Origin of the sequence: Roseivivax sp. THAF197b, assembly GCF_009363255.1 — a bacterium.
Classification (GTDB): Bacteria; Pseudomonadota; Alphaproteobacteria; order Rhodobacterales; family Rhodobacteraceae; genus Roseivivax.
The window spans coordinates 1,547,438-1,572,922 of the sequence record NZ_CP045318.1; the positions used below are offsets into that span (position 1 = coordinate 1,547,438).

The 25,485-nt window shown below is 64.6% G+C and carries 27 protein-coding genes; 13 read left to right on the forward strand and 14 right to left on the reverse strand.

The window, feature by feature from the left end; genetic code table 11:
- Nucleotide 1: 1 nt before the first annotated feature.
- From FIV09_RS07675 to FIV09_RS07685, 3 genes are read right to left on the reverse strand one after another with little or no spacing between them, the layout of a single operon-like run.
- Nucleotides 2–715 (reverse strand): hypothetical protein, encoded by a 714-nt coding sequence (locus FIV09_RS07675; RefSeq protein WP_152449437.1) that lies wholly within the window; start codon nucleotides 713–715, stop codon nucleotides 2–4.
- Nucleotides 712–2,004, reverse strand: coding sequence for a serine--tRNA ligase (serS, locus tag FIV09_RS07680; protein WP_152449438.1), 1,293 nt, complete (start codon nucleotides 2,002–2,004; stop codon nucleotides 712–714). The genes FIV09_RS07675 and serS overlap by 4 nt, the downstream gene beginning before the upstream one ends.
- 53 nt (nucleotides 2,005–2,057) lie before the next feature.
- Nucleotides 2,058–2,663 (reverse strand): serine protease, encoded by a 606-nt coding sequence (locus FIV09_RS07685; RefSeq protein WP_172975655.1) that lies wholly within the window; start codon nucleotides 2,661–2,663, stop codon nucleotides 2,058–2,060.
- A 368-nt stretch (nucleotides 2,664–3,031) separates the two neighbouring features.
- Between FIV09_RS07685 and yajC the strand changes: the two genes are divergently transcribed.
- The 9 genes from yajC (at nucleotide 3,032) to FIV09_RS07730 (ending at nucleotide 9,485) form a co-directional block, all read left to right on the forward strand.
- Complete coding sequence (yajC, locus tag FIV09_RS07690) at nucleotides 3,032–3,319, forward strand: preprotein translocase subunit YajC (RefSeq protein WP_152449440.1); 288 nt, start codon at nucleotides 3,032–3,034, stop codon at nucleotides 3,317–3,319.
- 73 nt (nucleotides 3,320–3,392) lie between these two features.
- A complete protein-coding gene (gene secD, locus FIV09_RS07695; RefSeq protein WP_152449441.1) occupies nucleotides 3,393–5,051 on the forward strand; it encodes a protein translocase subunit SecD in 1,659 nt (552 codons plus the stop codon).
- Nucleotides 5,052–5,064: 13 nt separating this feature from the next.
- Nucleotides 5,065–6,033 (forward strand): protein translocase subunit SecF, encoded by a 969-nt coding sequence (gene secF / locus FIV09_RS07700; RefSeq protein ID WP_152449442.1) that lies wholly within the window; start codon nucleotides 5,065–5,067, stop codon nucleotides 6,031–6,033.
- Between the two features lie 96 nt (nucleotides 6,034–6,129).
- Nucleotides 6,130–6,483, forward strand: coding sequence for an Mth938-like domain-containing protein (locus FIV09_RS07705; protein WP_152449443.1), 354 nt, complete (start codon nucleotides 6,130–6,132; stop codon nucleotides 6,481–6,483).
- A 260-nt stretch (nucleotides 6,484–6,743) separates the two neighbouring features.
- Nucleotides 6,744–7,352, forward strand: coding sequence for a heme ABC exporter ATP-binding protein CcmA (gene ccmA, locus FIV09_RS07710; protein WP_152449444.1), 609 nt, complete (start codon nucleotides 6,744–6,746; stop codon nucleotides 7,350–7,352).
- Nucleotides 7,349–8,005 (forward strand): heme exporter protein CcmB, encoded by a 657-nt coding sequence (ccmB, locus tag FIV09_RS07715; protein WP_152449445.1) that lies wholly within the window; start codon nucleotides 7,349–7,351, stop codon nucleotides 8,003–8,005. The genes ccmA and ccmB overlap by 4 nt, the downstream gene beginning before the upstream one ends.
- Nucleotides 8,006–8,078: 73 nt before the next feature.
- Entirely contained in the window at nucleotides 8,079–8,807 is a 729-nt protein-coding gene (locus tag FIV09_RS07720) for a heme ABC transporter permease (protein WP_152449446.1), read from the forward strand.
- On the forward strand, nucleotides 8,807–8,953 hold the full coding sequence (gene ccmD, locus FIV09_RS07725; protein WP_152452442.1) for a heme exporter protein CcmD: 147 nt from the start codon (nucleotides 8,807–8,809) through the stop codon (nucleotides 8,951–8,953). Before FIV09_RS07720 ends, ccmD begins: the two co-directional genes overlap by 1 nt.
- Nucleotides 8,946–9,485: a DsbE family thiol:disulfide interchange protein gene (locus FIV09_RS07730; protein WP_254702456.1), complete on the forward strand. Its 540-nt coding sequence runs from the start codon at nucleotides 8,946–8,948 to the stop codon at nucleotides 9,483–9,485. Before ccmD ends, FIV09_RS07730 begins: the two co-directional genes overlap by 8 nt.
- An 89-nt stretch (nucleotides 9,486–9,574) precedes the next feature.
- On the opposite strand, the gene FIV09_RS20340 is transcribed toward FIV09_RS07730, so the two are convergent.
- The 3 genes from FIV09_RS20340 to acnA form a co-directional block, all read right to left on the reverse strand.
- Complete coding sequence (locus FIV09_RS20340) at nucleotides 9,575–9,727, reverse strand: hypothetical protein (RefSeq protein ID WP_172975656.1); 153 nt, start codon at nucleotides 9,725–9,727, stop codon at nucleotides 9,575–9,577.
- A gap of 191 nt (nucleotides 9,728–9,918) precedes the next feature.
- Nucleotides 9,919–11,226: a short-chain fatty acid transporter gene (locus tag FIV09_RS07735; protein WP_152449448.1), complete on the reverse strand. Its 1,308-nt coding sequence runs from the start codon at nucleotides 11,224–11,226 to the stop codon at nucleotides 9,919–9,921.
- A 184-nt stretch (nucleotides 11,227–11,410) separates the two neighbouring features.
- Nucleotides 11,411–14,161 carry an aconitate hydratase AcnA gene (gene acnA, locus FIV09_RS07740; RefSeq protein WP_152449449.1) on the reverse strand — a complete coding sequence of 917 codons (2,751 nt, stop codon included), beginning with the start codon at nucleotides 14,159–14,161 and terminating at the stop codon, nucleotides 11,411–11,413.
- 223 nt (nucleotides 14,162–14,384) lie between these two features.
- Here acnA and FIV09_RS07745 point away from each other — a divergent pair, with 223 nt between their 5' ends.
- On the forward strand, nucleotides 14,385–15,098 hold the full coding sequence (locus FIV09_RS07745; protein ID WP_152449450.1) for a thioredoxin family protein: 714 nt from the start codon (nucleotides 14,385–14,387) through the stop codon (nucleotides 15,096–15,098).
- On the opposite strand, the gene FIV09_RS07750 is transcribed toward FIV09_RS07745, so the two are convergent.
- From FIV09_RS07750 to purB, 4 genes are all read right to left on the reverse strand, one after another.
- Nucleotides 15,062–16,009, reverse strand: coding sequence for a lysophospholipid acyltransferase family protein (locus FIV09_RS07750; RefSeq protein WP_152449451.1), 948 nt, complete (start codon nucleotides 16,007–16,009; stop codon nucleotides 15,062–15,064). The genes FIV09_RS07745 and FIV09_RS07750 overlap by 37 nt on opposite strands.
- Before the next feature lie 67 nt (nucleotides 16,010–16,076).
- Nucleotides 16,077–17,165, reverse strand: coding sequence for a flagellar motor switch protein FliG (locus FIV09_RS07755; RefSeq protein ID WP_152449452.1), 1,089 nt, complete (start codon nucleotides 17,163–17,165; stop codon nucleotides 16,077–16,079).
- 136 nt (nucleotides 17,166–17,301) lie between these two features.
- Nucleotides 17,302–17,454: an adenylosuccinate lyase gene (locus tag FIV09_RS07760; protein WP_152449453.1), complete on the reverse strand. Its 153-nt coding sequence runs from the start codon at nucleotides 17,452–17,454 to the stop codon at nucleotides 17,302–17,304.
- A 75-nt stretch (nucleotides 17,455–17,529) separates the two neighbouring features.
- Nucleotides 17,530–18,837, reverse strand: a complete 1,308-nt coding sequence (gene purB / locus FIV09_RS07765; RefSeq protein WP_152449454.1) for an adenylosuccinate lyase — start codon at nucleotides 18,835–18,837, stop codon at nucleotides 17,530–17,532.
- Nucleotides 18,838–18,920: 83 nt separating this feature from the next.
- Here purB and FIV09_RS07770 point away from each other — a divergent pair, with 83 nt between their 5' ends.
- From FIV09_RS07770 to FIV09_RS07780, 3 genes are all read left to right on the forward strand, one after another.
- Nucleotides 18,921–19,391, forward strand: coding sequence for a DUF6314 family protein (locus FIV09_RS07770; RefSeq protein ID WP_254702327.1), 471 nt, complete (start codon nucleotides 18,921–18,923; stop codon nucleotides 19,389–19,391).
- A gap of 127 nt (nucleotides 19,392–19,518) precedes the next feature.
- Nucleotides 19,519–20,118, forward strand: a complete 600-nt coding sequence (locus FIV09_RS07775) for a biotin transporter BioY (protein ID WP_152449455.1) — start codon at nucleotides 19,519–19,521, stop codon at nucleotides 20,116–20,118.
- 77 nt (nucleotides 20,119–20,195) lie between these two features.
- Nucleotides 20,196–20,957, forward strand: a complete 762-nt coding sequence (locus FIV09_RS07780) for a DUF3445 domain-containing protein (protein WP_152449456.1) — start codon at nucleotides 20,196–20,198, stop codon at nucleotides 20,955–20,957.
- A gap of 59 nt (nucleotides 20,958–21,016) precedes the next feature.
- Here FIV09_RS07780 and FIV09_RS07785 read toward each other — a convergent pair whose 3' ends face one another.
- The 4 genes from FIV09_RS07785 to glnA all read right to left on the reverse strand — a co-directional run bounded on the left by FIV09_RS07785 (nucleotide 21,017) and on the right by glnA (nucleotide 25,455).
- Complete coding sequence (locus FIV09_RS07785; RefSeq protein ID WP_152449457.1) at nucleotides 21,017–21,859, reverse strand: hypothetical protein; 843 nt, start codon at nucleotides 21,857–21,859, stop codon at nucleotides 21,017–21,019.
- Between the two features lie 110 nt (nucleotides 21,860–21,969).
- Nucleotides 21,970–22,785 (reverse strand): lytic transglycosylase domain-containing protein, encoded by an 816-nt coding sequence (locus FIV09_RS07790; RefSeq protein ID WP_152449458.1) that lies wholly within the window; start codon nucleotides 22,783–22,785, stop codon nucleotides 21,970–21,972.
- Between the two features lie 78 nt (nucleotides 22,786–22,863).
- The gene (locus FIV09_RS07795; RefSeq protein WP_152449459.1) at nucleotides 22,864–23,667 is read right to left on the reverse strand and encodes a hypothetical protein; all 804 of its coding nucleotides are present in this window, start codon (nucleotides 23,665–23,667) and stop codon (nucleotides 22,864–22,866) included.
- Nucleotides 23,668–24,048: 381 nt separating this feature from the next.
- The gene (gene glnA, locus FIV09_RS07800; protein WP_152449460.1) at nucleotides 24,049–25,455 is read right to left on the reverse strand and encodes a type I glutamate--ammonia ligase; all 1,407 of its coding nucleotides are present in this window, start codon (nucleotides 25,453–25,455) and stop codon (nucleotides 24,049–24,051) included.
- Between the last annotated feature and the right edge of the window lie 30 nt (nucleotides 25,456–25,485).

Here is a 25,485-nt window from a genome sequence, read left to right on the forward strand (position 1 = left end):
GTTATTCCGTATCGGTGCCGCGCAGCGCGAGGATCGCCACGATGCCCAAGATGGCCAGTCCAACGACCGCGATGTTCAGCGGTGCCGTATTCGACACGATGATGCCGACGAGCGCCCAGATCACCGTCAACCCGTATTCTGGCGCGCGGTGCAGCCGGTACTGGACCACCACCGCGATGGAAAGCGCGATGATGAGCGCGAGGATCGCCGCCTCGGTCCCGCCAAGATAGCCGTAGCCCGCGATCACCAGCCCGATGGACACCGACGCGGCCGCTGTCAGCCAGCCTGCATAGATCGCCACGGGCGACAATTGCCAGAACCGGTCCTCGTCGCCGACGCGAAAGAGGGCGGCCAGCGCCGTGCCGAGCATCGCCCAGATCATCACCGTGGCCCAGAAGACCGAGGCGTTCGCGATCGGGATCCAGGCCGCGCCAATCACGAGGCTCAGCGTCAGGATGGGCCGCGCTTCGGCCCAATCCGCCTCGTCGCGCCGCTTCAACAGACCGAAGCCCGCGCCCGCGATCAGCCACAGATAGATCAGCCCCCAGATCGAGAAGGCATAGCCCGCAGGCTGTACCGGCGGGTCCTCCTGCGGCACCGGGAATTGATCCGGCGAAAAGCCGTTGAACCCCGAAGACAGGAAGGGCGAGGCCGCGAAGGCGATTGCGGCGAGAAGCAGCGCCACCGCCCAGAGGGTTTTCGCGAAGTCGCTCATGCGAGCTGCCCTTCGGCGGTGATCCGGGTCTTGCCGCGCAGATAGGGATGCAGGACCTCTGGGATCGTGACCGATCCGTCCGCTTCCTGACCATTCTCCAGCACCGCGATCAGCGCGCGGCCCACCGCGAGGCCCGACCCATTGAGCGTGTGCAGGAATTCCGGCTTGCCGCCATCCTTGGGCTTGAACCGCGCATTCATGCGCCGCGCCTGGAAGTCCCCGCAGACCGATACGGACGAGATCTCGCGATAGGTGTTCTGACCGGGCAGCCACACCTCGATGTCGTGGGTCCGGATCGCGCCGAAGCCGATATCGCCGGTGCAAAGCGTGACCGTCCGGTAGGCCAGACCCAGTTTCTCGAGGATACCTTCGGCGCAGCGCGTCATCCGCTCATGCTCGGCGGCACTTTCATCGGGATGGGTGACCGACACCATCTCGACCTTCTCAAACTGGTGCTGGCGCAGCATGCCCGCCGTGTCGCGACCGGCGCTGCCCGCCTCGGAGCGGAAACACTGGGTGTGGGCCACGTAGCGGCGGGGCAGGTAATCCTCGTCCACGGTCAGGCCGTTCACTATATTGGTCAGGGTCACTTCCGCCGTAGGCACGAGCCACCAGCCATTCGTCGTGCGGTAGCTGTCCTCGCCGAATTTGGGCAGCTGCCCGGTGCCATACATCATCTCGTCACGCACCAGAACCGGCGTCCAGGTCTCGGTCAGCCCGTTCTCCTCGATATGCGTATCAAGCATGAATTGCGCGAGCGCCCGGTGCAGCCGCGCCACGGCCCCCGACATCACCACGAAGCGCGAGCCCGAAAGCTTCGCCGCCGTCTCGAAATCTAGCCCGTCTTGCACGGCAGGCAGATCGTAATGCTCTTTCGCCGCGAAATCGAAGGTCTTCGGCTCGCCCCAGCGGCGGATCTCCACGTTGTCGGCCTCATCCGCCCCTTCCGGCACGTCCTCGGCCACGATGTTCGGCAGCTCCATCAGCTTGCCCGTCAGCTCCGCATCGAGGTCCTTGGCCCGCGCCTGCATCGCCGCGACCTCGTCCTTCTTCTCCGAGACCAGCGCGCGCAGCCGTTCGAACTCGGCCTCGTCCCCATTGGCCTTGGCGGCACCCACATCCTTGGAGGCCCGCTTCTGCTCGGCCTGCGCGGTCTCGGCGGCATGGATCGCCGCACGGCGTTCCTCGTCAAGCGCAAGGATCGGAGCGGAGGCGCCCGAAATGCCCCGCTTGGCCATGGCGGCGTCGAACGCCTCGGGAGTGTCGCGGATCATGCGGATATCGTGCATCGGGGGCCTCTCGGGCAGAAACATGAGTCGTCTGCGCTTATGCCCCAAAGCATCTACGGTGTGTAGGGGCGGGCCACTTCGCGGATGACCCAGGTGTCCACGGGCGCGATCACCGCGTCGCTGCCCGCGATGGCCGAGATGACGCCGACGATGCGCCGACCGTCGCCCGTGCCGTAGAACACCGGGCCGCCCGACATGCCCTTGGAGACCGCGCAGCCCAGATACCACCGCCCGCGCCGCGCCTCGCCCGCGCAATCCTCGCGCCGGGTCTGGCGGTCCGGGGCCTCGCGCGGATAGCCCACCATGGCAAAGGGCCCCGTGGGGGCGGCAGAGCCCACGTTGACCGGGGCAGGGGGCAAGGCCCGGTTGAGCCGGAGGATCGCGATGTCATGGGCGACGTCCACCTCGCCCTCCTGCACGGCATCGGGATGCAGCACGATCTCCTCGACCGACGCCGCCGCTTCATGCCTTTTGCCGTCCCAGCCCGCGACGAAGCCAAGCCCGATGGGGGAGCGCGCCCGTCCGTCGGGCAGCGTGACGCAATGCGCGGCGGTCAGCAGCGTGGCAGGGCCAACGAGCGTCGCGGTGCAGAGCCGCACGGACGAGAACCCGCCCCCGAAGAGCCTGCCAATGGACAGGTCCTGGGCTGTGGCGGGCATTGCAAAGAAAATGGTGAGAAGAACCAAACGAAGCATTGGCGGAAATTAAGCCCGTCGCCATGGCGGTCAATCTCGAAAGCGCCTTATTGATCGTCATATCGCGTAAGGCGGATTCAACGACGTTGATATTCAGGACGTGATGGAAACGGTATCTAAAGTATTGGAAATAAAGCGTTAAACCTTTCGCATGCGAAAGAATTTCCTTGCGCGGGCCAAGATTCCGCAAACCCCGCCCCAACCAGCGCGGCAAACCGTCCCTTGGGGAAAGCCCCAACCCCGCTTGCATCGCCGCGTCCCAATCCATAGGTTCCGCGCAACTTCGGGAGACCGGGCTCGCGCCCGCCCTCACACCAACAAGGAGCCCCTCGATGGACGGCAACGCGCTGGCGCAATTCGTGCCCCTGATCCTCATCTTCGCGATCATGTATTTCCTTCTGATCCGCCCGCAGCAGAAGAAGATGAAAGAGCATCAGAAGATGGTCGAGAACCTGCGCCGGGGCGATCAGGTCGTCACGCAGGGCGGTCTCATCGGCAAGGTCGTGAAGGTCAAGGAAGGCAACGAGCTCGAAGTCGAGCTGTCCGAAGGCGTAAAGGTACGCGTCGTGCAGAACACCATCGCGCAGGTCATCTCGAAGACCGAGCCCGCCAACAGCTGATCCCCGCGATCCCGGGAGAGGGCCCGCCACGGCGCGGCCCATCCCCGACGCCCCTGCCCAAGAAAGCGCGACCATGCTTCAGATCGACACCTGGAAACGCGTCCTCATCCTCATGGTCGTGGCCTTCGGCGTCGTCTTCTCGGCGCCGAACCTCTTCTATGACCGGGTGGAGCAGCACAACGACGCCGTGACCGCCATCGAACGGCAGGGCGAAACCGAAGAGCGGCTGGCTGCGCAAGCGCAATGGCCGGACTGGCTGCCCGCCACCATCGTCAATCTGGGTCTCGATCTGCGCGGCGGCGCGCATCTACTGGCCGAAGTGCAGGTCGCGGATGTCTATGACGCCCGGCTCGAGGCGATGTGGCCCGAAGTGCGCGACACCCTGCGCCCCTTGCGCGACAGCGTGGGCACGATCCGTCTGCGCGACAACACGCCCGGCGAGTTGCGCGTGCGGATCGGCAACCCCGAAAATATGGGCGAGGCGCTGACCGCCGTGCGCGCTTTGGCCCAGCCCGTGGCCTCGGTTGCAGCCGCTGGCGCCACCGATATCGACGTTGCGGGCGAGGGCGATGAGCTGGTCGTGCGCCTGTCCGAGGCCGAACAGCGTGCCACGGACGACCGCACCGTGCGCCAGTCGCTCGAGATCATCCGCCGCCGCATCGACGAGGTCGGCACGCGGGAGCCCACGATCCAGCGCCAGGGCGCCGACCGGATCCTCATCCAGGTGCCCGGCATCGGCTCGGCGGCGGAACTCAAGGAAATCATCGGCACCACGGCGCAGCTGACCTTCCAACCGGTCGTGGGCCGCGCGAACGAGGGCTCGGAGCCCGGCATCGGCAACGAGGTCGTCCCGTCGCTCGACGAGGAGGGCGTCTTCTACGAGCTCGAACGCGCCCCCGTCGTCACCGGCGAGGAACTGGTCGACGCGCAGCCTGCCTTCGACCAAAACGGCCGACCGGCAGTGAATTTCCGCTTCAACACCTCCGGCGCGCGCAGCTTCGGCGATTACACGGCGGAGAATATCGGCAATCCCTTCGCCATCGTGCTCGATGACGAAGTGATCTCCGCCCCCGTGATCCAGAGCCACATTCCCGGCGGCTCGGGCATCATCACCGGCAATTTCACCGTCGAGGAATCAACCCAGCTGGCCGTGCTGCTGCGCGCAGGCGCGCTGCCTGCGGAGCTGACCTTTCTCGAGGAGCGCACGATCGGCCCCGAGCTTGGCCAGGACAGCATCGAGGCGGGCAAGATCGCCACGATGGTCGCCTTCGCCATGGTGCTCGTCTTCATGTTCGCGGCTTACGGGCTCTTCGGGCTCTTCGCCAACGTGGCGCTGATCCTGAACGTGGCGATGCTGTTTGCGGTCCTGTCGGTGATCGGCGCCACGCTGACCCTGCCGGGCATTGCGGGGATCGTGTTGACCGTCGGCATGGCAGTCGATGCCAACGTGCTGATCTTCGAGCGGATCCGCGAGGAGCTGAAGACCGCCAAAGGGCCCGCCCGCGCCATCGAGCGCGGCTACGAGAAGGCGCTCTCGGCCATCGTGGATGCCAATATCACCACGATGATCACCGCGATCATCCTTTTTGCCATGGGATCGGGCCCGGTGCGGGGCTTTGCCATCACGCTCGGCGTCGGCATCGTGACCTCGGTTTTCACCGCAATCTATGTCACCCGTCTCTTCGTCACCATGTGGTTCGAGCGCAAGCGCCCGAAGACCCTGACCGTCTGAGAAAGCGAAATCCATGCGCCTCAAGCTCGTTCGCGACGAAACCTCCTTCGATTTCTTCAGCCGCACCAAGCTGTGGCTGGGCATTTCGGCTGTCATGATGGCGATCGCCTTCGCCTCCTTCATCTTCCAGGGGCTGAATTTCGGCATCGATTTCCGGGGCGGCACGACGATCCGTACCGAAAGCGCCGAGCCCGTGGATGTGGGCGCCTACCGCGCAGCGCTGCAACAGCTCGAGCTAGGCGATATCGTCATTTCGGAGGTGTTCGATCCAAGCTTCGATGACGACCAGAACGTCGCCATGGTGCGGATCGCCGCGCAGGATGGCGCCGAGGCGGTCACGCCCGAGACGATCCAATCCGTGGAGGCCGCGTTGCAGAACGTGGCGCCCGATATATCGTTTACGTCGGTCGAATCCGTCGGTCCAAAAGTGTCGGGCGAACTGATCCAGACCGCGATCATCGCGGTGCTTTTGGCCATCGGCGCAGTGCTCGTCTATATCTGGCTGCGGTTTGAATGGCAGTTCGCCCTGGGGGCCGTGGCAGCCCTCGTGCATGACGTGCTTCTGACGATCGGCATCTTTTCGGAGCTGCGCATCCAGTTCGACCTGGCGATTATCGCCGCACTTCTGACCATCGTGGGCTATTCGCTGAACGACACCGTGGTCGTGTTCGACCGGGTCCGCGAAAACTTGATCAAGTACAAGAAGCGCGACCTGAAAGAGGTGCTCAACATCTCGATCAACGAAACGCTGAGCCGGACATTGATGACCTCGATGACGACATTGCTTGCGCTGATCGCGCTGTTTGTCCTCGGCGGTGACGTGATCCGGGGCTTCGTCTTCGCGATGATCTGGGGCGTGATCGTCGGCACCTATTCGTCGATCTTCGTGGCTTCCGCGCTGCTTTACCGCCTTGGCGTAAAGCGCGATTGGGACAAGCCCGATGCCGGTGCGGGGACGCAATTCGCCGATATCGACGCCTGAACGCGCGTCGGTTTCGGCAAGGCCGGTCTTGCCGGATTGCATGCCCGGGGCATATAGAGCCTTGGAAACGGACAATGGGTGCTGGAGGTGACAGGCATGCGGCTGAACGAAATCACGTTTTCCGATGCGCAACCGGTCGATGGCTACGGTCCGGGTTTTTTCCGCATTGCGGGCGAGGCCGTCGAGGGGCCCTTGTGCCTGTCCTCGCGCGGCACATCCGCCTGGGGCGGGCTTGAAGATGCTGACCGGCTTCTTGATCTTGCCGATGAGATCGACGTGCTGTTCGTGGGCACCGGTTCCGAGATCCGGCACCTGCCCAAGGATCTGCGGCACCGGCTGGAAGAGGCCGGGATCGGAGTCGAGGTGATGGCCTCGCCCTCGGCATGCCGGACCTACAACGTGCTGCTGTCCGAAGGGCGCCGCGTGGCGCTGGCGGTGCTGCCCGTCTGAGCCGGGCCTTTTGGGTCTGATCCGGGCGTGATTGAGAGCGTTCTCCAAATGACCTGACGGTCCGCCTGCGGCGGGCGGCGGAGCGAGGGGCCAGCCCCTCGCGCTCCCCGGAGGTATTTCTGGTCCGGTCGTGACAGGGGGCAGCACTTCTTTCTGAGGCGTGGGACGCGCGGGCGGTTGTCGGGGGCGGCGTGAAAAATTCCCCTCGGAGCGCGGGTCGGTGCTTCCGCCCAAGGCGCGGGCGGGCTAAGCCTGTGGGAATGTTACGGATTGACGATCTTGCCGTGGCGCGTGGCGGCGTGCCGGTCCTCGAAGGGCTCTCCTTTACGCTGGAGGCCGGTCAGGCTTTGGTGCTGCGCGGGCCCAACGGATCGGGCAAGACGACGCTGATCCGCACCGTGGCGGGGTTGCAGCCGCCGCTGTCAGGCCGGGTCGAGGGCATCGAGGCGGTGGCTTATGCGGGCCATCAGGACGGTCTCAAGACCAGTCTGAGCGTCACGGAAAACCTGACCTTCTGGGCCGCCGTCTATGGCGCGGGCGATGTCGAGGCAGCCATGGCGCGCTTCGATCTGACAGGCTTGCGCGACCGGCTGGCGGGCAACCTTTCGGCGGGCCAGAAGCGACGTTTGGGGCTTGCGCGTCTCTTGGTGACCGGACGGCCGGTCTGGGTCCTGGACGAGCCGACCGTTTCCCTTGATACCGCCTCTGTCGGGCTTTTTGCGGAGGCGGTGAAGGCGCATCTGGCTGAAGGCGGGGCGGCGCTGATGGCCACGCATATCGATCTGGGCCTGCCCGACGCACGCATGCTGGATGTCGCCCCCTTCAAGGCCAAGCCGCGCGCGCGCGCCGAAGACGAGGCCTTCCTGTGATCGCGCTTCTGATGCGGGATCTGCGCCTTGCAATCCGGGCGGGCGGCGGCTTCGGTCTGGGCCTTGCCTTCTTCCTGATCGTGGTCGTTCTGGTGCCCTTCGGCGTGGGGCCCGAGACGACCCTTCTGGCGCGGATCGCGCCCGGCATTCTGTGGGTTGGCGCGCTTCTGGCCTGTCTTCTGTCGCTCGACCGGATCTTCGCGCTGGATTGGGAGGACGGGTCGCTCGATCTGCTGGCGACAGCGCCCTTGCCGATGGAGGGGATCGTGACCGTGAAGGCGCTGGCGCATTGGCTGACCACCGGTCTGCCGCTGGTGCTGGCCGCCCCTGCGCTGGGTCTGCTTCTGAGCCTGCCCGGGCCGGGATATCTGTGGCTGTTCCTGTCCCTGCTGATCGGCACGCCAGCCTTGTCGGTGATCGGCACCTTCGGCGCGGCGCTGACGGTCGGGTTGAAGCGGGGCGGCCTGCTGCTGTCGCTGCTGGTGCTGCCGCTTTACGTGCCCACGCTGATCTTCGGGGCAGAGGTGGCACGGCGCGGCGCGGAGGGGCTCGCCGTGGAGACGCCGCTTGCCATGCTGGCAGGCCTCAGTTTCGGCGCCATCGCCCTCTTGCCCTTCGCCTCGGCCGCGGTGCTGCGCATCAATCTGAGATAGCGCGCGCCGACCGTGGACAAACATTGCCGATATGTGAATTGTGCGAGCGGTCACGGGCCGATAAGGAAGAGCCATGTCGCTTTGGGAATATGCAAATCCGGTCAAGTTCATCGCCACGACCGACCGTGTGCTGCCGGCACTGGCCTGGGCCTCGGCGGCCTGCCTTGCCATCGGTCTGATCTGGGGCTTTTTCTTCACGCCGGATGATTTCCGCCAGGGATCGACCGTGAAGATCATCTACCTGCATGTGCCGTCAGCGCTGATGGCGATCAATGGCTGGCTGATGATGCTCGTGGCCTCGCTCATCTGGATCGTCCGGCGGCATCACGTCTCTGCCTTGGCCGCGCGCGCGGCGGCTCCGGTGGGGGCCACGATGACCGTGATCGCGCTGGCCACGGGGGCGATCTGGGGCCAGCCCATGTGGGGCACCTATTGGGCCTGGGATCCGCGGCTCACGTCGTTCCTGATCCTGTTCCTGTTCTACCTCGGTTACATGGCGCTTTGGGCCGCGATCGAGAATGACGACACGGCGGCCGATCTGACCTCGATCCTGTGTCTGGTGGGCTCGGTCTTCGCGCTTCTGTCGCGCTACGCGGTCAATTTCTGGAACCAGGGTTTGCACCAGGGGGCATCGCTTTCGCTCGATGCGGAAGAGAACGTGGCGGATATCTTCTGGTACCCGCTGCTTGTCTCCATCGGCGGTTTCGTTCTGCTGTTCATCACGCTGGTCTTCCTGGGAACCCAGACCGAGATCCGGGCCCGGCGCATGCGCGCACTTCTGGCGCGGGAGCGGATGGCATGATGCCCGATCTGGGAAAATACGCCGATACGGTGCTGTCGGCCTATGCCGTGTCGCTGGTGCTGATCGTGGCACTGGTGGCGCTCACGGTGATGCGCGCGCGCAAGGTGCGCCGCGCGCTCGATGAGGTCGAGGCGCGCCGTGGCTAAGGTCTCGCCGCTCATGGCTTTGCCGCCGTTGATCTTCGCGGCCTTCGCGGTGCTGGCCTTCGTGGGCATGTATCGCGAGGATCCCGAAGGCCTGCCGTCGACGCGCGTGGGGCAACCCGCGCCGCCGATCACCGATGCGGCCCTCGAGGGCTATGCCGGGCTTGCGCCCGATGCGCTGAGCTCGGGCGAGGTGACGCTGGTGAATTTCTGGGCCAGCTGGTGCCCGCCCTGCCGCGTGGAGCATCCGCAATTGCTGGAGTACCAGGCGCAGGGCCTGCGGATCGTCGGGGTCAACATCAAGGACCAGGCGGGCAATGCCGCGAAATACCTGGCCGAGGAAGAGAACCCCTTCATCGCGGTGCCCTTCGATCCGGCGGGCCGGACGGCCATCGATTGGGGCGTGACCGCGCCGCCCGAGACCTTCATCGTTGATGGGGAGGGCGTGGTGCTGCACCGGTTCACGGGGCCCCTCACGGGCACGGAATTCGAGACCCGGTTCGTGCCGGAACTGGACGCGGCGCTCGCGCAGTGAACTGGGAACAGTGATCTGGCGGTGCGGGGCTGAAAGCCCCGCGCTGGTCGTGTCGCGGCAGGCCTGCAGCCTGCCACTCCGGATTGGCGCTAGTTCATCACCGTGGTGACATCGGCTTCAAGGCAATCGCTGGAGGTGGGCGGGCAATCGGGCGCGTGGACGGGTTTTTCCGCCGCGGCTGATGCGCCGTACACGGTGAGCGCGGCCAGGATCAGGGCCTGGATCGTCGTGAGAATCTTCATCTGTCTCTGCCTCGTCTTTTGTCATTGGGGTAGGTGGGCACCCATGCGCAGAGTTAGAACCCCGGACCGGCAGATTGTCTTCTCACGGGGCCGCGATGGGCGGGGATGTGCCGAGACGGCCGAACCTGTCCTGAAAAAAAACGCCGGGCGGTGTGGCCCGGCGCTTTCATCGGTCAAAGAATCCTCGGAGATCAGAGCAGGGTCAGGCCTGTCACGATGATCGCGCCCGACAGGATCAGGTGAATGATGCAGAAACCCATGATGTCCTTGGCGCGCAGCCCGGCAATGCCGAGGATCGGCAGCGCCCAGAAGGGTTGCACCATGTTGGTCCAGGCGTCGCCCCAGGCCACGGCCATCGAGGCCTTCGCCATATCGAGACCGAGCGCTTCGGCCGCGGGCAGGATCACCGGCGCCTGCACGGCCCATTGACCGCCGCCCGAGGGCACGAAGAAGTTCACGATGCCTGCGGACAGGAAGGTCCAGAAGGGCAGGGTCGTTGCGCTCGCCAGCCCGATCAGGCCTTCGGAAATCGAGGCTGCGAGCCCCGAATCGACCATGATCGCCATGATGCCCGCATAGAACGGGAACTGGATGACGATGCCCGCGCCGCCTTTGACGGCGTCCTGCAGCGCGTTCAGCAGGTTGCGCGGCGAGCCATGCAGCAGGATCGCGAGCGACAGGAAGAGGAAGTTGATGACGTTGAGCGAGAGGCCGCCACCACCCATGAAGTAATTGAGCGTCCAGGCAAGGCCCGCAACACCGATCAGGATGGTTAGAACCGGGCTATGCTCGAGCCGGTCGGCAGGCGTGGGCACCTCGGGCTTTTGTGTTTCGGTCTCTTTCAGAAGCTCGGGATCGACGAAGATCTCTTCCCCCGCCTTCGGCATCATCGCGCGGTTGATGAAGGGCACGGCGATGAACAGCGCCACCACGATGGCGAGGTTGAAGGGCGAGAAGATCGTCTCGGAGGTCGGGATCACGCCGGTCATGTCCTGGAAGGGATGGCCTTCCGTGGCAATGGACAGCGGCACGGAGCCTGCCAGACCGCCGTGCCAGACGATGAAGCCCGAATAGGCCGAGGCCACGAGCAGGCGGTAGTCGACCTTGATCTGGCGCGCGAGCTCCTTGGCAAAGAGCGCGCCCACGACGAGGCCGAACCCCCAGTTGATCCAGCTTGCCGCAAGCGACGTGAAGCTGACGAGCAGGATCGCGCCGCCGGGGCTAGCGGCCAGCCCTGCGAGCTTCGCCAAACCGCCCTTCACCAGCGGTGTCGAGGCCATCATGTAGCCGGTGACGAGCACCAGAAGCATCTGCATCGAGAAGGTCAGGAGCGACCAGAAGCCGTCGCCCCAGATCTCGACGATCTGCAGGGGTGTCGTGCCTTGCGTGAAGAAGGCAGCCGCGGCGGCCACGAGCGTCAGGATCATCACGAAGACGAAGGGGTCGGGCAGGTAGCGGTCCACGACCCGGACCATCGGTCGGGAGAGGGCGTTTAGCATTGTTGGTCTCCTCTGCGAATCAGATTTGAAGCAGGGATAACAAGCGCCGGTAGCTGACCCAACGGCAGGCGCAGGATTGCATTTGTGCAAGTCAGAATCGGCCGCTCATGGGGCTGTCAGAAAAAGAAAAGGCCGCCCGAAGGCGGCCTTTTGCAACAATGTGTAGGGAATGGCGCGGCCCCGATCAGGCCGCCTTGGCGAGGTTGCGCAGCACGTAGTGCAGCACGCCGCCATGCTCGACATATTCCACCTCGATGGCGGTATCGATCCGGCACTTGATCTCGATCGTCTTCTCGGTGCCGTCGGCGAAGGTGATCTTGCAGGGGCAGATCGCGCCGGGCTTCACGTCGTCGAGCCCTTCGATGGCCACGGTTTCCTCTCCGGTCAGGCCCAGCGAGGTGCGCGTATCGCCGCCGGTGAACTCGAACGGGATAACGCCCATGCCCACGAGGTTGGAGCGGTGGATGCGCTCGAAGCTCTCGGCGATCACGGCCTTGACGCCGAGAAGGTTGGTGCCCTTCGCGGCCCAGTCACGGCTGGAGCCCGCGCCGTATTGCTCACCGGCGAAGATCACCAGCGGCGTGCCCTGTTCCTGGTAGGCCATGGCCGCGTCGAAGATGGGCATCTGGTTGCCGTCAGGACCCTTGGTGTAGCCGCCTTCGACGCCGTCCAGCATCTCGTTCTTGATGCGGATATTGGCGAAGGTGCCGCGCATCATGACCTCGTGGTTGCCGCGGCGGCTACCATACGAGTTGAATTCCCGCACCGGCACCTGACGGTCGACAAGATACTGACCGGCGGGCGTCGTTTCCTTGAAGGAGCCTGCGGGCGAGATGTGGTCGGTGGTGACCATGTCGCCCAAGATCGCAAGCACACGCGCGCCTTCGATATTGGTGATCTCGCCCTTCTCGGCGCCCATGTCCTGGAAATAGGGCGGGTTCTGGACGTAGGTCGAGGTCGCGGGCCAGTCGTAGGTCTCGCTATCCGTGGTCTCGACCGACTGCCACTTGTCGTCGCCCTTGAAGACGTCGGCGTATTTCTCCTGGAAGGATGCGCGCGTCACGGTCTTCTCGACCAGTTCCGCGATTTCCTTCTGCGAGGGCCAGAGATCCTTCAGGTAGACCGGCTTGCCATCGGCCGTATGGGCCAGCGGATCGCGGCTGAGGTCGATATTCATGTCGCCCGCGATGGCATAGGCCACGACGAGCGGCGGCGAGGCCAGGTAGTTGGCGCGCACGTCGGGGCTGATCCGGCCCTCGAAGTTGCGGTTGCCCGACAGCACCGAAGTGGCGATCAGGTCGTTGTCGTTGATCGCCTTCGAGATCGGCTCCTCCAGCGGACCGGAATTGCCGATGCAGGTGGTGCAGCCATAGCCCACGAGGTTGAAACCGATGGCGTCGAGGTCGTCCTGAAGCTCGGCCGCTTCGAGATAGGCCGACACGACCTGGCTGCCGGGGGCGAGCGAGGTCTTCACCCAGGGCTTGCGATCAAGGCCCAGCTCGCGTGCCTTGCGGGCAACGAGGCCCGCGCCGATCATCACGTAGGGGTTCGACGTGTTTGTGCAGGACGTGATCGAGGCGATCACCACGGAGCCGTCGCGAAGCTCGTAATCCTCGCCCTCGACCTTGGCGGTCTTGCGCGGATCGCCGGCAATCGGGTCGGCTGCAGGCGCTTCGGCCAGCATGTCGCGCGCTTCGACGGAATCGTCCTCGCCCCGGTATTCGGACACGACATCCATGAACCGCGCCGCCGCCTGATCCAGCGGGGTGTGGTCCTGCGGACGCTTGGGGCCGGAGATGGCAGGCACGACGGTCGACATGTCAAGCTCGAGCGTGTCGGTATACACCGGCTCGTAGCCCGGCTCGCGCCACATGCCTTGCTCTTTCGCGTAGGCCTCGACCAGCGCAATGGTCTCCTTGTCGCGGCCCGTCGTGTCGAGATAGCGCAGCGTCTCGTCGTCGATGGGGAAGAAGCCGCAGGTGGCGCCGTATTCGGGGGCCATGTTGCCGATGGTCGCGCGGTCGGCGAGCGGCACGTTGTCGAGCCCGTCGCCGTAGAATTCCACGAACTTGCCGACGACGCCCTTGGCGCGCAGCATCTCGACGACCTTCAGGACGAGGTCCGTGGCGGTGGTGCCTTCGACCATCGCACCCGTCAGCTTGAAGCCCACGACCTCGGGGATCAGCATGGAGATGGGCTGGCCGAGCATTGCCGCCTCGGCCTCGATGCCGCCCACGCCCCAGCCCAGAACGGCCGCGCCGTTGACCATGGTGGTGTGGCTATCGGTGCCCACAAGCGTGTCGGGATAGGCCACGACCTCACCGTTCTGATCCTTGTCGGACCAGACGGTCTTGGCGAGATATTCGAGGTTCACCTGGTGGCAGATGCCGGTGCCCGGGGGCACGACGCGGAAGTTGTTGAACGCCGACTGGCCCCACTTCAGGAAGGTGTAACGCTCGATGTTCCGCTCATATTCGCGGTCGACATTCATCTGGAACGCGCGCGGATTGCCGAACTCGTCGATCATCACCGAGTGGTCGATCACGAGATCGACGGGGTTGAGCGGGTTGATCTTCTGCGGATCGCCACCGAGTGCCTTGATGCCGTCGCGCATCGCGGCAAGGTCAACGACCGCCGGCACGCCGGTGAAGTCCTGCATCAGAACGCGGGCGGGGCGGTAGGCGATCTCACGCTGGGTCTTGCCACCTTGTGCGGCCCAATCGGAAAAGGCCTTGATATCGTCGGTGGTGACGGTGTTGCCGTCCTCGAAGCGCAGCATGTTCTCCAGCACGACCTTGAGCGCGATGGGCAGCTTCGAGAAATCGCCAAGCCCGGCCTTTTCAGCGGCAGCGATGGAGTAATAGGACACGGTGTTGCCGCCGACGGTCATGGTCTGGCGGGTCTTGTTGCTGTCCTGGCCTACGGTAATGGGCATGGATGAGCCTCCCTGGCTTGACGTGAATGGGGAATTTGATCGCTGTCTGCCTGATGCGGGCGAACCGATCAAGGGGTTTGCGCGTAAAATGTATACCGTCGTGCACAGAAAGTCCATTTGACGCATCACTCAGGTGCTGATCGCAGCCTATCGCAATTCGTTGATTGTTCATTTCAGGCCGGCGTGGCTACATCAGATGCTCAGTGTAACGGGGAAGCCTGACATGACCATCCGACCATTCCTGTGCCTCCTTGCGGCGACTGCTTTCGGGACAACGGCGCCCGCCGCGCTCAAGGCGCAGGACAGCGACATGCCGGTCGTGGTCGAGCTTTTCACTTCCCAGGGATGTTCCTCCTGTCCGCCCGCGGACGCGCTTCTGCACGAATTGTCCAAGCGTGATGACGTGATCGCGCTCGCGCTGCACGTGGATTACTGGGATTACATCGGCTGGGCCGACAGCTTCGCTCAGCCTGCCTTCACCCAGCGTCAGAAAGGCTATGCCCGGACGTCGGGGCGCAGCTCAATCTACACGCCGCAGATGATCATCGACGGCGCGCATGATGTCGTCGGCAACCGGGAGATGGATGTGGCCGCGCTGATTGACCGCGCCGATGACAAGCCCACCCCTGTCAGCGTCGAGCTTTCCCGGTCGGGCGACATGCTGAGCGTCGCGTTGTCCACGTCGGGCCCCGTGGGCCCGGTCGATCTGCATCTTGTGCGCTACATGCCCGAGGCGGAGGTCGCGATCCATCGCGGCGAGAATGCGGGCCATTCCCTGCATTACTCGCAGATCGTGCTCGATTGGGATGTCGTGGCGCGCTGGGACGGGCGCGATGCGTTCCGCACGGAAACCCCGGTCACCGGAGACGAGCCGATCGTCGTCCTCGTCCAGAAACCGGATTACGGCCCGGTCTTGGCGGCGGCCCGTTTGCGCTGACGTTTCATCTGCCGCTTGGGCTTCCAGCGGCGGTGAATCCAGAACCATTGGGTCGGGTCCTGGGCGATGCGCGCCTCGAGCCGCGCGCTCATTTCCTTGGTCATGCTGAGCGCGTCGCTATGTTCGATGGGCGCCTCGAACACGCATGTGAAACTGAGGCCATCGGCCTGCCGGATCCCGAAAAAAGGCACCAGAAGCGCGCCGGTTTTCAGCGCGATATCGGCGGCGGAGGTGAGCGTGGGTGCGGGTTGGCCCAGGAAATCGAACGTGGCCCCGGCGCTGTCATAGACATCGAACAACAAAACGGCCATGCCGCCTTCGCGCACATGGCGGATGAGGCCCATCGTGCCGCGGCGGCCCTGCTCGAAGACCGGGCCGGACAATGCGTGCATGTTGCGGGCGTAGTGATCGTTGAAGAACGGGTTCGACATGGGCCGGTAGAGCCCGCCGATCTGGTAGCCGCGCGCCACGAGGGCCGCGCGCGGGGCTTCGAAATTGCCGTAATGCCCGGTCACGAAGAGAACCGGGCGGCCTTCCGCGCGGGCGGCCTCGATCGCGGGCAGCCCGTCGCCGGTGACGTCCGCGTCCTTCATCCGGGCGCGCAATTCGGCCACGCCGTAATTCTCGATCATCGTGCGTCCGGCCTGATCGGCGACAGCATCGGCGATGCGCCGCGCCTCCGCCTCTGGCATATCGGGCCAGACATGCGCCAGGTTGGCCATGGCGCGTGCGCGGTAGCCCGCGATGGGCGCGATCAGACGAGACACCGCGCGGCCCATGAGCCAGAGCCGGAACCGCAGGGGCAGGGCAAGCGCCAGCCAGATCAGCCCGCGCAGCACGCGGTCGGTGAGCCAGTCGCGCCAGCTTCCGGTCGGGTCGTCTTGCGCGGGATCAGAAGTCGGGCGGGACAATAGATGGCCTTGGTTTTGAGACTGGGGCCAGTCTTAGGACGCGCGCGCCGAGGCGGCAAGCGGTGGGTCAGGCGTCGGGCTCCGCGGTGCGCAGCGTAATTTCCCCGCTATCGGCCATGGCGCGGATCGCGGCCACGACCTGGGATTGGGCGGCCTCCACCTCCGCGCGGGGTGTGCTTGCGCGTTCTGCCGCCTCTTCCCGGAGGGTGGCGGCCATCCGGCGGGAGAGGTTTTCGAGCAGGAATTCGACGGATCTGTTCTGCTCCTCACCCTGCGCGCCGCCGAAGGCCATGGCGAGCACATCGTTTTCCACGTCGCGCGTGACCTTCGGCGCATCCTCGGGCGCAAGGCGGGTATAGATGTTCTCGAAGGTGAAGATCTTGCGCCGCACTTCTTCGGCAAAGGCGCTGTCCGTCTCGTCAAGGCCGGTCAGCACGTCGTCGCGCGTGGCGGAGGCAGAGAAGTTGAGGATGCTGCCCACGCGATTGACCGGGTCCTTCGCGAAGGCCTTGGGCGGGCGCGCATCGAGTTGCGCCGCGAGCGACAGCCCGATCCGGTCCACGGTTTCGGGCGTCACGGCGGCGGTCTTCGAGACCGCATAGGTGATGCGCCGGGCGCGCGGACCGGGCAGGTGGCCCAGAAGCTCCGCCGCGCGGGCGACATCGATCTTCGACAGCATGACCGCCGCCACCTCGATGCTTTCGGTCTCGATCAGTTTCGCCAACGTCTCCGAGCTTTCGGCATTGATCCGCTCCCATGGATCGCCCATGCGCCGCACGCCCGCTTCCTTGCGCAGCCGCGCTGCCGTCTGGGGCGAGATCTTGCCATCGAGTGCCGAGAGCGCACCCGCCATATCGCCCGGAAAGGACATGCCCACCTGTTCCAGCGCGTCGGCGAATTCGGTGATCACCGCGTCGAGCGTGGCGCGATCCACATACCGCATCCTGCCCAGCTGCTGCGTCAGATCCGCCTGCAGCGATTCGGGGAGCGCCGATAGAGGCACATCCGCGCCTTCGTTCAGAAGGAACTGGACCACGATGGCCGCCTTGGCGCGCTGCCCGAGTGCTGCGGGCGCGCGCGTGGCAGGCACGGACGCAGCACCGCCGCCACGCGGCAGGGCGGCGGGTTGCGGCACGAAAGGAGTGAGCTGTGACATCGGGCGCAAGTTTTCCGGTGCTGGGACACCTTACTGCTACGAGCCGGGGGTTAAGGAATCTTCACCAAGCTTGCGGTTCGCCCAAGAAAAAAGGCGACCCTCGGGCCGCCTTTTCAAAACTGTCTGGCTGGCGGGCTCAGCCGCTGACCACGGTGCAGCTTCCGGTCTCGGAATCGTAGGCCATGCCATCAGCGCAGGTCATTTTCGCGGAATCGTGTCCGCAGGACGCCATGGCCGAAAAGGTCGATGCCACAGTCAGGGCCAGAGCCGTAAATGCCGTTCGGATCATCGTGTCAGTACTCCCTTTGAGGTGATGCAAAGGTAGCATGGCTTGACCCCACGTCAAAACGCGCGATGCGCGACCCTACGCCGCGCCGAAGACCCGCGCGAAGATCGTGTCGACATGCTTGGTGTGGTAGCCGAGATCGAATTTCTCTTCGATTTCCTCGGCCGTGAGCGCGGCGGTCACTTCGGGATCGGCCAACAATTCCGTTTTGAAATCAGCGCCCTGTTCCCAGACCTTCATGGCGTTGCGCTGCACGAGGCGATAGGAATCCTCGCGGCTCACACCCGCTTGCGTCAGCGCCAGAAGCACGCGCTGAGACATGACGAGCCCTTTGAACTTGTTCATGTTGGCCAGCATCGTCTCGGGATAAACGACCAAATTTTCGACAACGCTCGTCAGGCGGGCCAGCGCGAAATCGAGCGTGACGGTCGTGTCGGGCCCGATATTCCGCTCCACGGAGCTGTGCGAGATGTCGCGTTCGTGCCAGAGCGCCACGTTCTCCATCGCCGGGATCACGGCCATGCGGACGAGGCGGGCAAGGCCTGTGAGGTTCTCGGTCAGCACCGGGTTGCGCTTGTGCGGCATCGCCGACGAGCCTTTCTGGCCCTTTGAGAAGAACTCCTCGGCTTCCAGGACTTCGGTGCGCTGCATGTGCCGGATCTCGGTCGCGATGTTCTCGATCGAGGAGCCGACGACGCCCATCGCCGCGAAGAAGGCCGCGTGCCGGTCGCGCGGGATCACCTGCGTGGAGATTGTTTCGGGCTTCAGACCCAGCTTGGCGCAGACATGCTCTTCGACGGCGGGGTCGATATTGGCGAAGGTGCCGACAGCGCCCGAGATGGCACCGGTGGCCACCTCGTCCCGGGCCGTTTTCATGCGCGTGAGGTTGCGGTCCATCTCGGCGTAGAAGCGCGCGAAGGTCAGGCCCATCGTGGTGGGCTCGGCATGGATGCCGTGGCTGCGGCCGATGCGAACGGTGTCCTTGTGCTCGAGCGCGCGCTTTTTCAGCGCGGCCAGCAACTTTTCGAGATCCGCGATCAGGATGTCTGCGGCGCGCACGAGCTGGATGTTGAACGTGGTGTCCAGCACATCCGACGAGGTCATGCCCTGGTGCACGAAGCGCGCCTCATCGTTGCCGATGATCTCGGCCAGATGCGTGAGGAAGGCGATCACGTCATGCTTGGTGACGGCCTCGATCTCGTCGATGCGGGCCACGTCGAACTCGACATCTTTCGCTTTCCAGACGGCCTCGGCATTGGCGCGGGGAATCACGCCCAGATCGGCCTGCGCGTCGCAGGCATGGGCCTCGATCTCGTACCAGATACGGAATTTCGTCTCGGGCGCCCATATCGCGACCATTTCGGGGCGGGAATAACGCGGAATCATCGGGTGAGCCTTTCCGGACTTGTAACGCGGTTCCGCAGGGTCATAGACTGCAGGTGCAGCATGAACAAGGGAAGGGGAGGTTGATGTCAGCACATCTCCCGGCCCGCTCTGCGCCTGATCTGCCGGTCGAGTTGTTCGATTTCGAAGGCGTTTGGCGGTTTCGCCGCAAGATAATGGACCGCAAACTCGGCCAGATCTCACAGGGGCAGGGCACGCTGCGCATGGTGCGGGACGGCGCGCACCTCCATTACGAGGAATGCGTCACGCTGGATCTGCCGGGCCAGCCGCCCATCGAGGGGACGCGGCGCTATCTCTGGCGGCCCGCGCCGCGCGGCATCGAGGTCCTGTTCGAGGATGGCCGCCCGTTCCACAGGATCCGCCTGCCGGAGCCCGCGCCGCGCGACACGCATCATTGCGATCCCGATCTTTACCGCGTGCATTACGACCTGAGCGACTGGCCCGTCTGGTCGCAGGTCTGGGAGGTGACGGGGCCACGCAAGGATTACCGCATCGACACCCTGTTCGTGCGTGACCGTGCGGCGGAGCAGACCTGACGGCTGCCACGCCGTCACCCGGCGGGAGACGCTTTCGAAGGCCGCACATCATCGCAAAGCCCTTGCACGGCCACGCGGCAAACGGCACAACATCCGCAACGACGAGGAAAAGGAAGGGGACAGCCCTATGACAACCGCGCTCAATCGCAACGTTCTGACCGAGATGTTCGGCGCCAACGAGGGCACCGCGCTCCGGCTCAAGCAGGCCGTGCTGGTGGTGCTCGGGATCGCAGCACTCGCCATTGCCGCCAAGATTCGCGTGCCGATGTGGCCCGTTCCGATCACCATGGGCACCTTCGCCGTGCTGACCATCGGCGCGGCCTACGGCGCGCGTCTGGGTCTCGTGACGATCCTCGGCTACATGCTGGTCGGCGCGCTCGGCTTTGACGTCTTCGCAGGCTCCTCCGCCGAAAGCGCGGGGCTCACCTACATGATGGGCGGCACGGGCGGCTACCTCGTGGGCTACGTTCTGGCCACAGTCGCTCTGGGTGTTCTGGCACGCGCGGGCTGGGACCGCTCCGCGCCGAAAATGGCCGGTGCGATGCTTCTCGGCAATGTGCTGATCTACGTGCCGGGCCTGATCTGGCTGGGCATGCTTTACGGCTGGGACCAGCCGATCCTGGCCTGGGGTCTCTGGCCGTTCCTCGTCGGTGATGCGGTCAAGCTGGGCCTTGCGGCGTTGCTTCTGCCGCTGGCCTGGAAAGCCGTGGCGCGCGCGCGCGGCTAAGCCTGCCCGCCTGACGCAATTGATCGCGGCGCGTCGGAGAGATCCGGCGCGCCGTTTTCCGTGAAGGTTCCCGTGACATGATCCTGCAGACCCATATTCCCTATGATGTCACGCTGGAGGAGCGCCTGCCCGGCACGCGGCCTTTGGGAGATCAGCCTTGGCTCATCGCAGATGAAGCCTTCGCCCCGCAGATGGCCGAACGCGAACGGCTGCTCGCCTCCAGTCGCGACGCGGTAATCGTCGAGGACGCCGCCGCGCGGCCTGCCGTTCTGGAAATGCTGGAAATGGTTCTGTCCGCGCTGCCCGCGGGGTTCACGCGGGACGAGGCGACAGAGGCGGGGGTGATCCGGCCGGACGGCATGCGCGTGGTCATCGACCGAGAAGACCCGCTCGGCACCCTGACCCGGCTCGTTCAGGAGGATTTCGTCCTGATGGAGAAGCGAGGCGGCGACGAGCATGTCCTCACCGCTGCCACCTTGTGTTTTCCCGCCCAGTGGCGGCTGAGGGACAAGTTCATGCGCCCGCTGACCACGATCCACGATCCGGTGCCGCATTACGATGAGACCATCGCGCGGCGCGTGCAGCGGCTCTTCGACGGGCTGCAGGTGGGGCGACCGATCTGGCGCTACAACACGCTGCGCCATCGTGACCCGCGCCTGTTTCAGCCCGAAAAGCCGGATTACCCGAAATGGACCGATAAAGGCACGGAGTTCTTCCGCACCGAGCGGCAGGTCCTGCAACGCCTGCCGATCAGCCGGGCGGTCGTGTTCTCGATCCACACCTATGTGCTGAAAAGCGCCGATGTGCCGGGCCTTGCCGGGCAGGGCGCTGAGGCCTGAGCTATCGCGTCACCTGCGAGCAGGATTGATCCGCATCGAAGCACGGACCGGCGAACAGGTCAGACCCCGACGATGGCCAGGATCGGCTCGAACATGCCGGTTTTCCAGAAGACGAGCCCCATTCCGCTGAGCGCGCTCACATGCGCGACAGTGCGCAGATGCAGGGCTTCCGCGATGCGTTGCATCAGCGAGCCGCGTTCGGCTTTGTCCGGGGCGTCCGCACCACAATCCGAGGCGGCGTCCGTCGCGTAATCCTCGTCTCCCTCGATGCCATCATCGTCTTCGGGCATGGTTTCCCAGGCCGGGCTCGCGACCGCACGTTTCTTCAGGGTCTCGCTGGCGGCGCGGCGGGCGGCGGCGATCTTGGCGGCGCGTTCCCGGCCATGCCCCGGCTCCGTCACCGGCGGGCTGTCTTCGAACATGCGCGCGAGACTTTCCTCGATCTCGCAGATGGAGCGTTCGGTCACCGGCGCCTCGATCATCTCGCGGCGCTGCCGCTTGGGCGAGACATAGGAGCAGGAGGCCTGGAATTCCTCGGGCGAGAGCAGGGTGCGCTCATCGAGCCATTCGACGCGGTCGGCCTCCACGAATTGCAGGCTGCGCATGACGATGTCGGACAGGATCTCGACGCTCTTGTCGATGCAGGGCGTGGCGGCGTTCGGACGCGGGGCGACCCGGAAGACGAGGCGCGCGCCGGTCTTCGGGCTCCGCTCGATGTTGATCTTGACCATCATCGTGTCCGAGGCGACCGCGCTGTGCTTGATGGAGGCCTTGGGCGTCTGTCCGCTTTTGGCGTCGAACCGCGTCATCACATCGCGCACGATCCGCAGGAAGCGTTCCTCCTGCAAACCCGTCAGGCTCGGGACGGCTAGGGCGGCATGGGGACGGACGGGCAGGGTCATGGGACACCGACAATTTGAGTTGTTGCGATGTCCCAGATCCTATGGACGCATTGCGGAAAAACTTGGGCCGAAGCCGCGCGCCTTTATGCCCTTTTTGAAGCGTTATGCGGTCAGCCGTCGATCCGGGCGGCCATGATCGCAATGGCCTGCTGATAGACGGTGGCCGCGTTCCATGCCTTGATCGCGGCGAAGTTCGGCTGGCCCTGCTGATAGCCCGCCCCCGGACGCCAGCCCTTCTGCCGCAGGAAATTCGCGGTCGAGGCCAACGCATCGGTTTCATTGTAGAAATCGACCCGGCCGTCACCATTCCCGTCCACGCCGTAGCGCAGCGCATTGCCGGGCAGGAACTGGGTGTGACCAAGCTCGCCATGCTTGGCGCCCTTCGTGGTGGGCGAGATCGAGCCGCGATCCACCAGTACCAGCGCCCCCAGCGCATGCGGTTTGAAGAAGTCCGAGCGGCGGCAATCGAAGGCCAGCGTCGTGATGGCGGAGACGACCTGCGTGTCGCCCATGAAACCGCCGAACCCGGTCTCCATCCCGTGAATGGCGATCAGCACGCCCGCGGGCACGCCATAGGCGCGTTCGAGCGAAGCGTAGAAGTTGGGATTGCGGGCCTTGCGCTGCTTGCCTTGCGAGACGATCGTGTTGGCCCCGCGCACCTGCATGAACTTGTCGAGCGAGTAGCGGAAGCTTTTCTGGTTCCGGTCGGCATTGATCGTCGATTGCGAATAGCGCGTATTGGCCAGGGCCTGCAGGCCACGTTGCCCGACACCCGCGGCCTGGACCTCACGCGCGAAATCGGCCTTCCAGGCGTCGAACCCGGCGGCTGTGTTGCTGCAAGGGGCGGCAAAGGCCGTGGAGGCGGTCAGTGCAAGCGCGCCAAGGCAGGCGGCGAGCGAAAAGGAGCGGGGCAATGTCGGCAGCATGAAAAACCTCTTGGACGAAATGCGTTTCGCCCAAGGTTACGCGCTCATCGTGTTTTGGCAATGCTGCTTTTTCGGGCCCTAGAGACCGGTCATGATCCCGGCCATCGCGCCGGAGGTGTCGAGCGCCACGAAGAGGCCTGCGAGCCCCATCGCCAGCGAGGCCACGCGCATATCCTCGCCCCGTGCCACGTTGTAGATGATGACGGGAACCGCAACGGGCAGGGACACGGTGGCCACGGCGATGGACACGGCCCAGGTGGACAGACGCGCCTCGACCGGGACGATTCCTGTCTCAAGGCGCAATTCGGCGAGTTCCTCTTCGCTGGCGTCGCGCAAGAGCGTTTCCCGCATATGTGCTTCATAGGCGAGAACGTGGGCGTCGAGCCGCGTGATGCCGGGCGCATCGCTGGCATTGGCCGGAGGCGTGCAGCGCAGAACCGCCGCGCGGCGGGCCCGGCTGGCAGTCGGACGGGCCGTGACCCGGCGAGGTTTGACGCGGGTGGTCTCCGTTTCCGTCTCTCCAAAGGCCGACAGGAATGCGGCGCGGGGCAGCCTGATCTCATGCGAGAGCCACGTGACGAAAGACGCATCCGTGTGGATCAGAAGCGCGTGGGTGATCCCCGCGAGGCGGCGATAGCTTTCTTCCTCCGAAGAGACGTCATGGCAGCGCAGGGTCAGATGAAGCCGTGTCTCCTGCGCATTGACCTCCGGCTGAAGGGACAGCTCGGTATCGCCGCAAGAACAGCGCAGACCGGCGTCCGTCTCTGTCACCTCGTCAATCGCGAAGCCTCCCTGCGCGGCAGCGACACGCGCGAGGTCGTGGAGATGCGTGCGCGACAGGGCGACGGCGCAGTCGAATACAAGCGATGCGGTCGTGATCATGGGCTGCTCCGGTGCGAATTGTTTTCGTCTTGCCTTTCTTGTGGCAGCGAAACCGGTCGGCTTTGCGGAACAATGGGGACTTAATCGCGGTAATGTCGCGCAGATACGGCGGGCTTGGCGGTGGATGGCCACATTCGCGCCCTTACGCGCGCGAATTGCCCCATCGCCGCCGCAATCCGGGTGTGTTTGAACGGTTTCTGCAACCTCGGTCTCGCAGAAAATGTGAGTATTTTTCGGCGCACCGGGCAGCAGTTCGGACGGAAGTCTCGCCAGCGTGAAGCGTTATGGGATGCGCCGAGACGACCATTTGCTGCGTGTCTCGGAACGAAAAAGGCGCCCCGGAGGGCGCCTTTTCCAAGATGTCGGTCGACAGAAGGCCGATCAGCAGCCGTAGTAAAGCTGGAATTCCACCGGGTGCGGCGTGTGCTCGTAAAGCTCGAGCTCTTCCATCTTGAGGTCGATGTAGCCGTCGATCTGGTCCTTCGTGAACACGTCGCCTGCCAGCAGGAACTCGTGATCCGCCTTGAGCGCGTCCAGAGCCTCGCGGAGCGAGCCGCAGACGGTCGGGATGCCCTCGAGCTCTTCGGCCGGCAGATCGTAGAGGTTCTTGTCCATCGCCTCGCCGGGATCGATCTTGTTCTTGATGCCGTCGAGACCGGCCATCAGGAGTGCGGCGAAGCACAGATAGGGGTTTGCCGAAGGGTCGGGGAAACGGGCCTCGACGCGCTTTGCCTTGGGGTTGTCGGTCCACGGGATCCGGACGCAGCCAGAGCGGTTGCGTGCCGAATAGGCGCGCAGAACCGGGGCTTCGAAGCCGGGGATCAGGCGCTTGTAGGAGTTGGTGGACGGGTTGGTGAAGGCGTTCAGCGTCTTGGCGTGCTTCAGGATGCCGCCGATGTACCACAGCGCTTCCTGCGACAGGTCCGCATACTTGTCGCCCGCAAAGAGCGGCTTGCCGTCCTTCCAGATCGACATGTTGCAGTGCATGCCGGTGCCGTTGTCACCGTAGATCGGCTTCGGCATGAAGGTGGCCGACTTGCCATAGGCGTCCGCCACGTTGTGGATGACGTACTTGTACTTCTGGAGGTGGTCCGCCTGCTCGGTCAGCGAGCCGAAGATCAGGCCGAGCTCGTGCTGACAGGACGCCACTTCGTGGTGGTGCTTGTCGACCTTCATGCCCATGCGCTTCATGGTCGAGAGCATCTCGGAGCGGATGTCCTGACCGTGGTCGGTCGGGTTCACCGGGAAGTAGCCGCCCTTGACGCCGCCGCGATGGCCCATGTTGCCCATCTCGTAGTCGGTGTCGGTGTTCCAGGAGCCGTCGATTGCATCAACTTCGTAGGACACCTTGTTGATCTTGTTCGAGAACTTGACGTTGTCGAACAGGAAGAACTCGGCTTCGGGACCCCAGTAGGAGATATCACCGATGCCCGAGGACTTGAGGTAGGCCTCGGCCTTCTCGGCGGTGCCGCGCGGGTCGCGGTCATAGGCTTCGCCCGTGTCGGGCTCAACGACCGAGCAATGCAGACAGATCGTCTTTTCCGCATAGAACGGGTCGACATAGACCGAGTTGGTGTCGGGCATCAGTTTCATGTCGGAAGCTTCGATCGACTTCCAGCCGGCGATGGAGGAGCCGTCGAACATGAAGCCTTCGTCGAGGAAATCCTCGTCGACCTCATCGGCCATGACGGTCACGTGCTGCAGCTTGCCGCGCGGATCGGTGAAGCGGATGTCCACGTATTCGACATCCTCGTCCTTCATCAGTTTGAGAACTGCGTCCTTGCTCATTCCCTGAAGTCCCTTCTTTCTTGAGTGATT

Coding starts and splice junctions, on each gene's coding strand:
- FIV09_RS07675 (WP_152449437.1), bottom strand. CDS start 715: ATGAGCGACTTCGCGAAAACCCTCTGGGCGGTGGCGCTGCTTCTCGCC.
- serS (WP_152449438.1), bottom strand. CDS start 2,004: ATGCACGATATCCGCATGATCCGCGACACTCCCGAGGCGTTCGACGCC.
- FIV09_RS07685 (WP_172975655.1), bottom strand. CDS start 2,663: ATGCCCGCCACAGCCCAGGACCTGTCCATTGGCAGGCTCTTCGGGGGC.
- yajC (WP_152449440.1), top strand. CDS start 3,032: ATGGACGGCAACGCGCTGGCGCAATTCGTGCCCCTGATCCTCATCTTC.
- secD (WP_152449441.1), top strand. CDS start 3,393: ATGCTTCAGATCGACACCTGGAAACGCGTCCTCATCCTCATGGTCGTG.
- secF (WP_152449442.1), top strand. CDS start 5,065: ATGCGCCTCAAGCTCGTTCGCGACGAAACCTCCTTCGATTTCTTCAGC.
- FIV09_RS07705 (WP_152449443.1), top strand. CDS start 6,130: ATGCGGCTGAACGAAATCACGTTTTCCGATGCGCAACCGGTCGATGGC.
- ccmA (WP_152449444.1), top strand. CDS start 6,744: ATGTTACGGATTGACGATCTTGCCGTGGCGCGTGGCGGCGTGCCGGTC.
- FIV09_RS07720 (WP_152449446.1), top strand. CDS start 8,079: ATGTCGCTTTGGGAATATGCAAATCCGGTCAAGTTCATCGCCACGACC.
- ccmD (WP_152452442.1), top strand. CDS start 8,807: ATGCCCGATCTGGGAAAATACGCCGATACGGTGCTGTCGGCCTATGCC.
- FIV09_RS20340 (WP_172975656.1), bottom strand. CDS start 9,727: ATGAAGATTCTCACGACGATCCAGGCCCTGATCCTGGCCGCGCTCACC.
- FIV09_RS07735 (WP_152449448.1), bottom strand. CDS start 11,226: ATGCTAAACGCCCTCTCCCGACCGATGGTCCGGGTCGTGGACCGCTAC.
- acnA (WP_152449449.1), bottom strand. CDS start 14,161: ATGCCCATTACCGTAGGCCAGGACAGCAACAAGACCCGCCAGACCATG.
- FIV09_RS07745 (WP_152449450.1), top strand. CDS start 14,385: ATGACCATCCGACCATTCCTGTGCCTCCTTGCGGCGACTGCTTTCGGG.
- FIV09_RS07755 (WP_152449452.1), bottom strand. CDS start 17,165: ATGTCACAGCTCACTCCTTTCGTGCCGCAACCCGCCGCCCTGCCGCGT.
- FIV09_RS07760 (WP_152449453.1), bottom strand. CDS start 17,454: ATGATCCGAACGGCATTTACGGCTCTGGCCCTGACTGTGGCATCGACC.
- purB (WP_152449454.1), bottom strand. CDS start 18,837: ATGATTCCGCGTTATTCCCGCCCCGAAATGGTCGCGATATGGGCGCCC.
- FIV09_RS07770 (WP_254702327.1), top strand. CDS start 18,921: ATGTCAGCACATCTCCCGGCCCGCTCTGCGCCTGATCTGCCGGTCGAG.
- FIV09_RS07775 (WP_152449455.1), top strand. CDS start 19,519: ATGACAACCGCGCTCAATCGCAACGTTCTGACCGAGATGTTCGGCGCC.
- FIV09_RS07780 (WP_152449456.1), top strand. CDS start 20,196: ATGATCCTGCAGACCCATATTCCCTATGATGTCACGCTGGAGGAGCGC.
- FIV09_RS07785 (WP_152449457.1), bottom strand. CDS start 21,859: ATGACCCTGCCCGTCCGTCCCCATGCCGCCCTAGCCGTCCCGAGCCTG.
- FIV09_RS07790 (WP_152449458.1), bottom strand. CDS start 22,785: ATGCTGCCGACATTGCCCCGCTCCTTTTCGCTCGCCGCCTGCCTTGGC.
- FIV09_RS07795 (WP_152449459.1), bottom strand. CDS start 23,667: ATGATCACGACCGCATCGCTTGTATTCGACTGCGCCGTCGCCCTGTCG.
- glnA (WP_152449460.1), bottom strand. CDS start 25,455: ATGAGCAAGGACGCAGTTCTCAAACTGATGAAGGACGAGGATGTCGAA.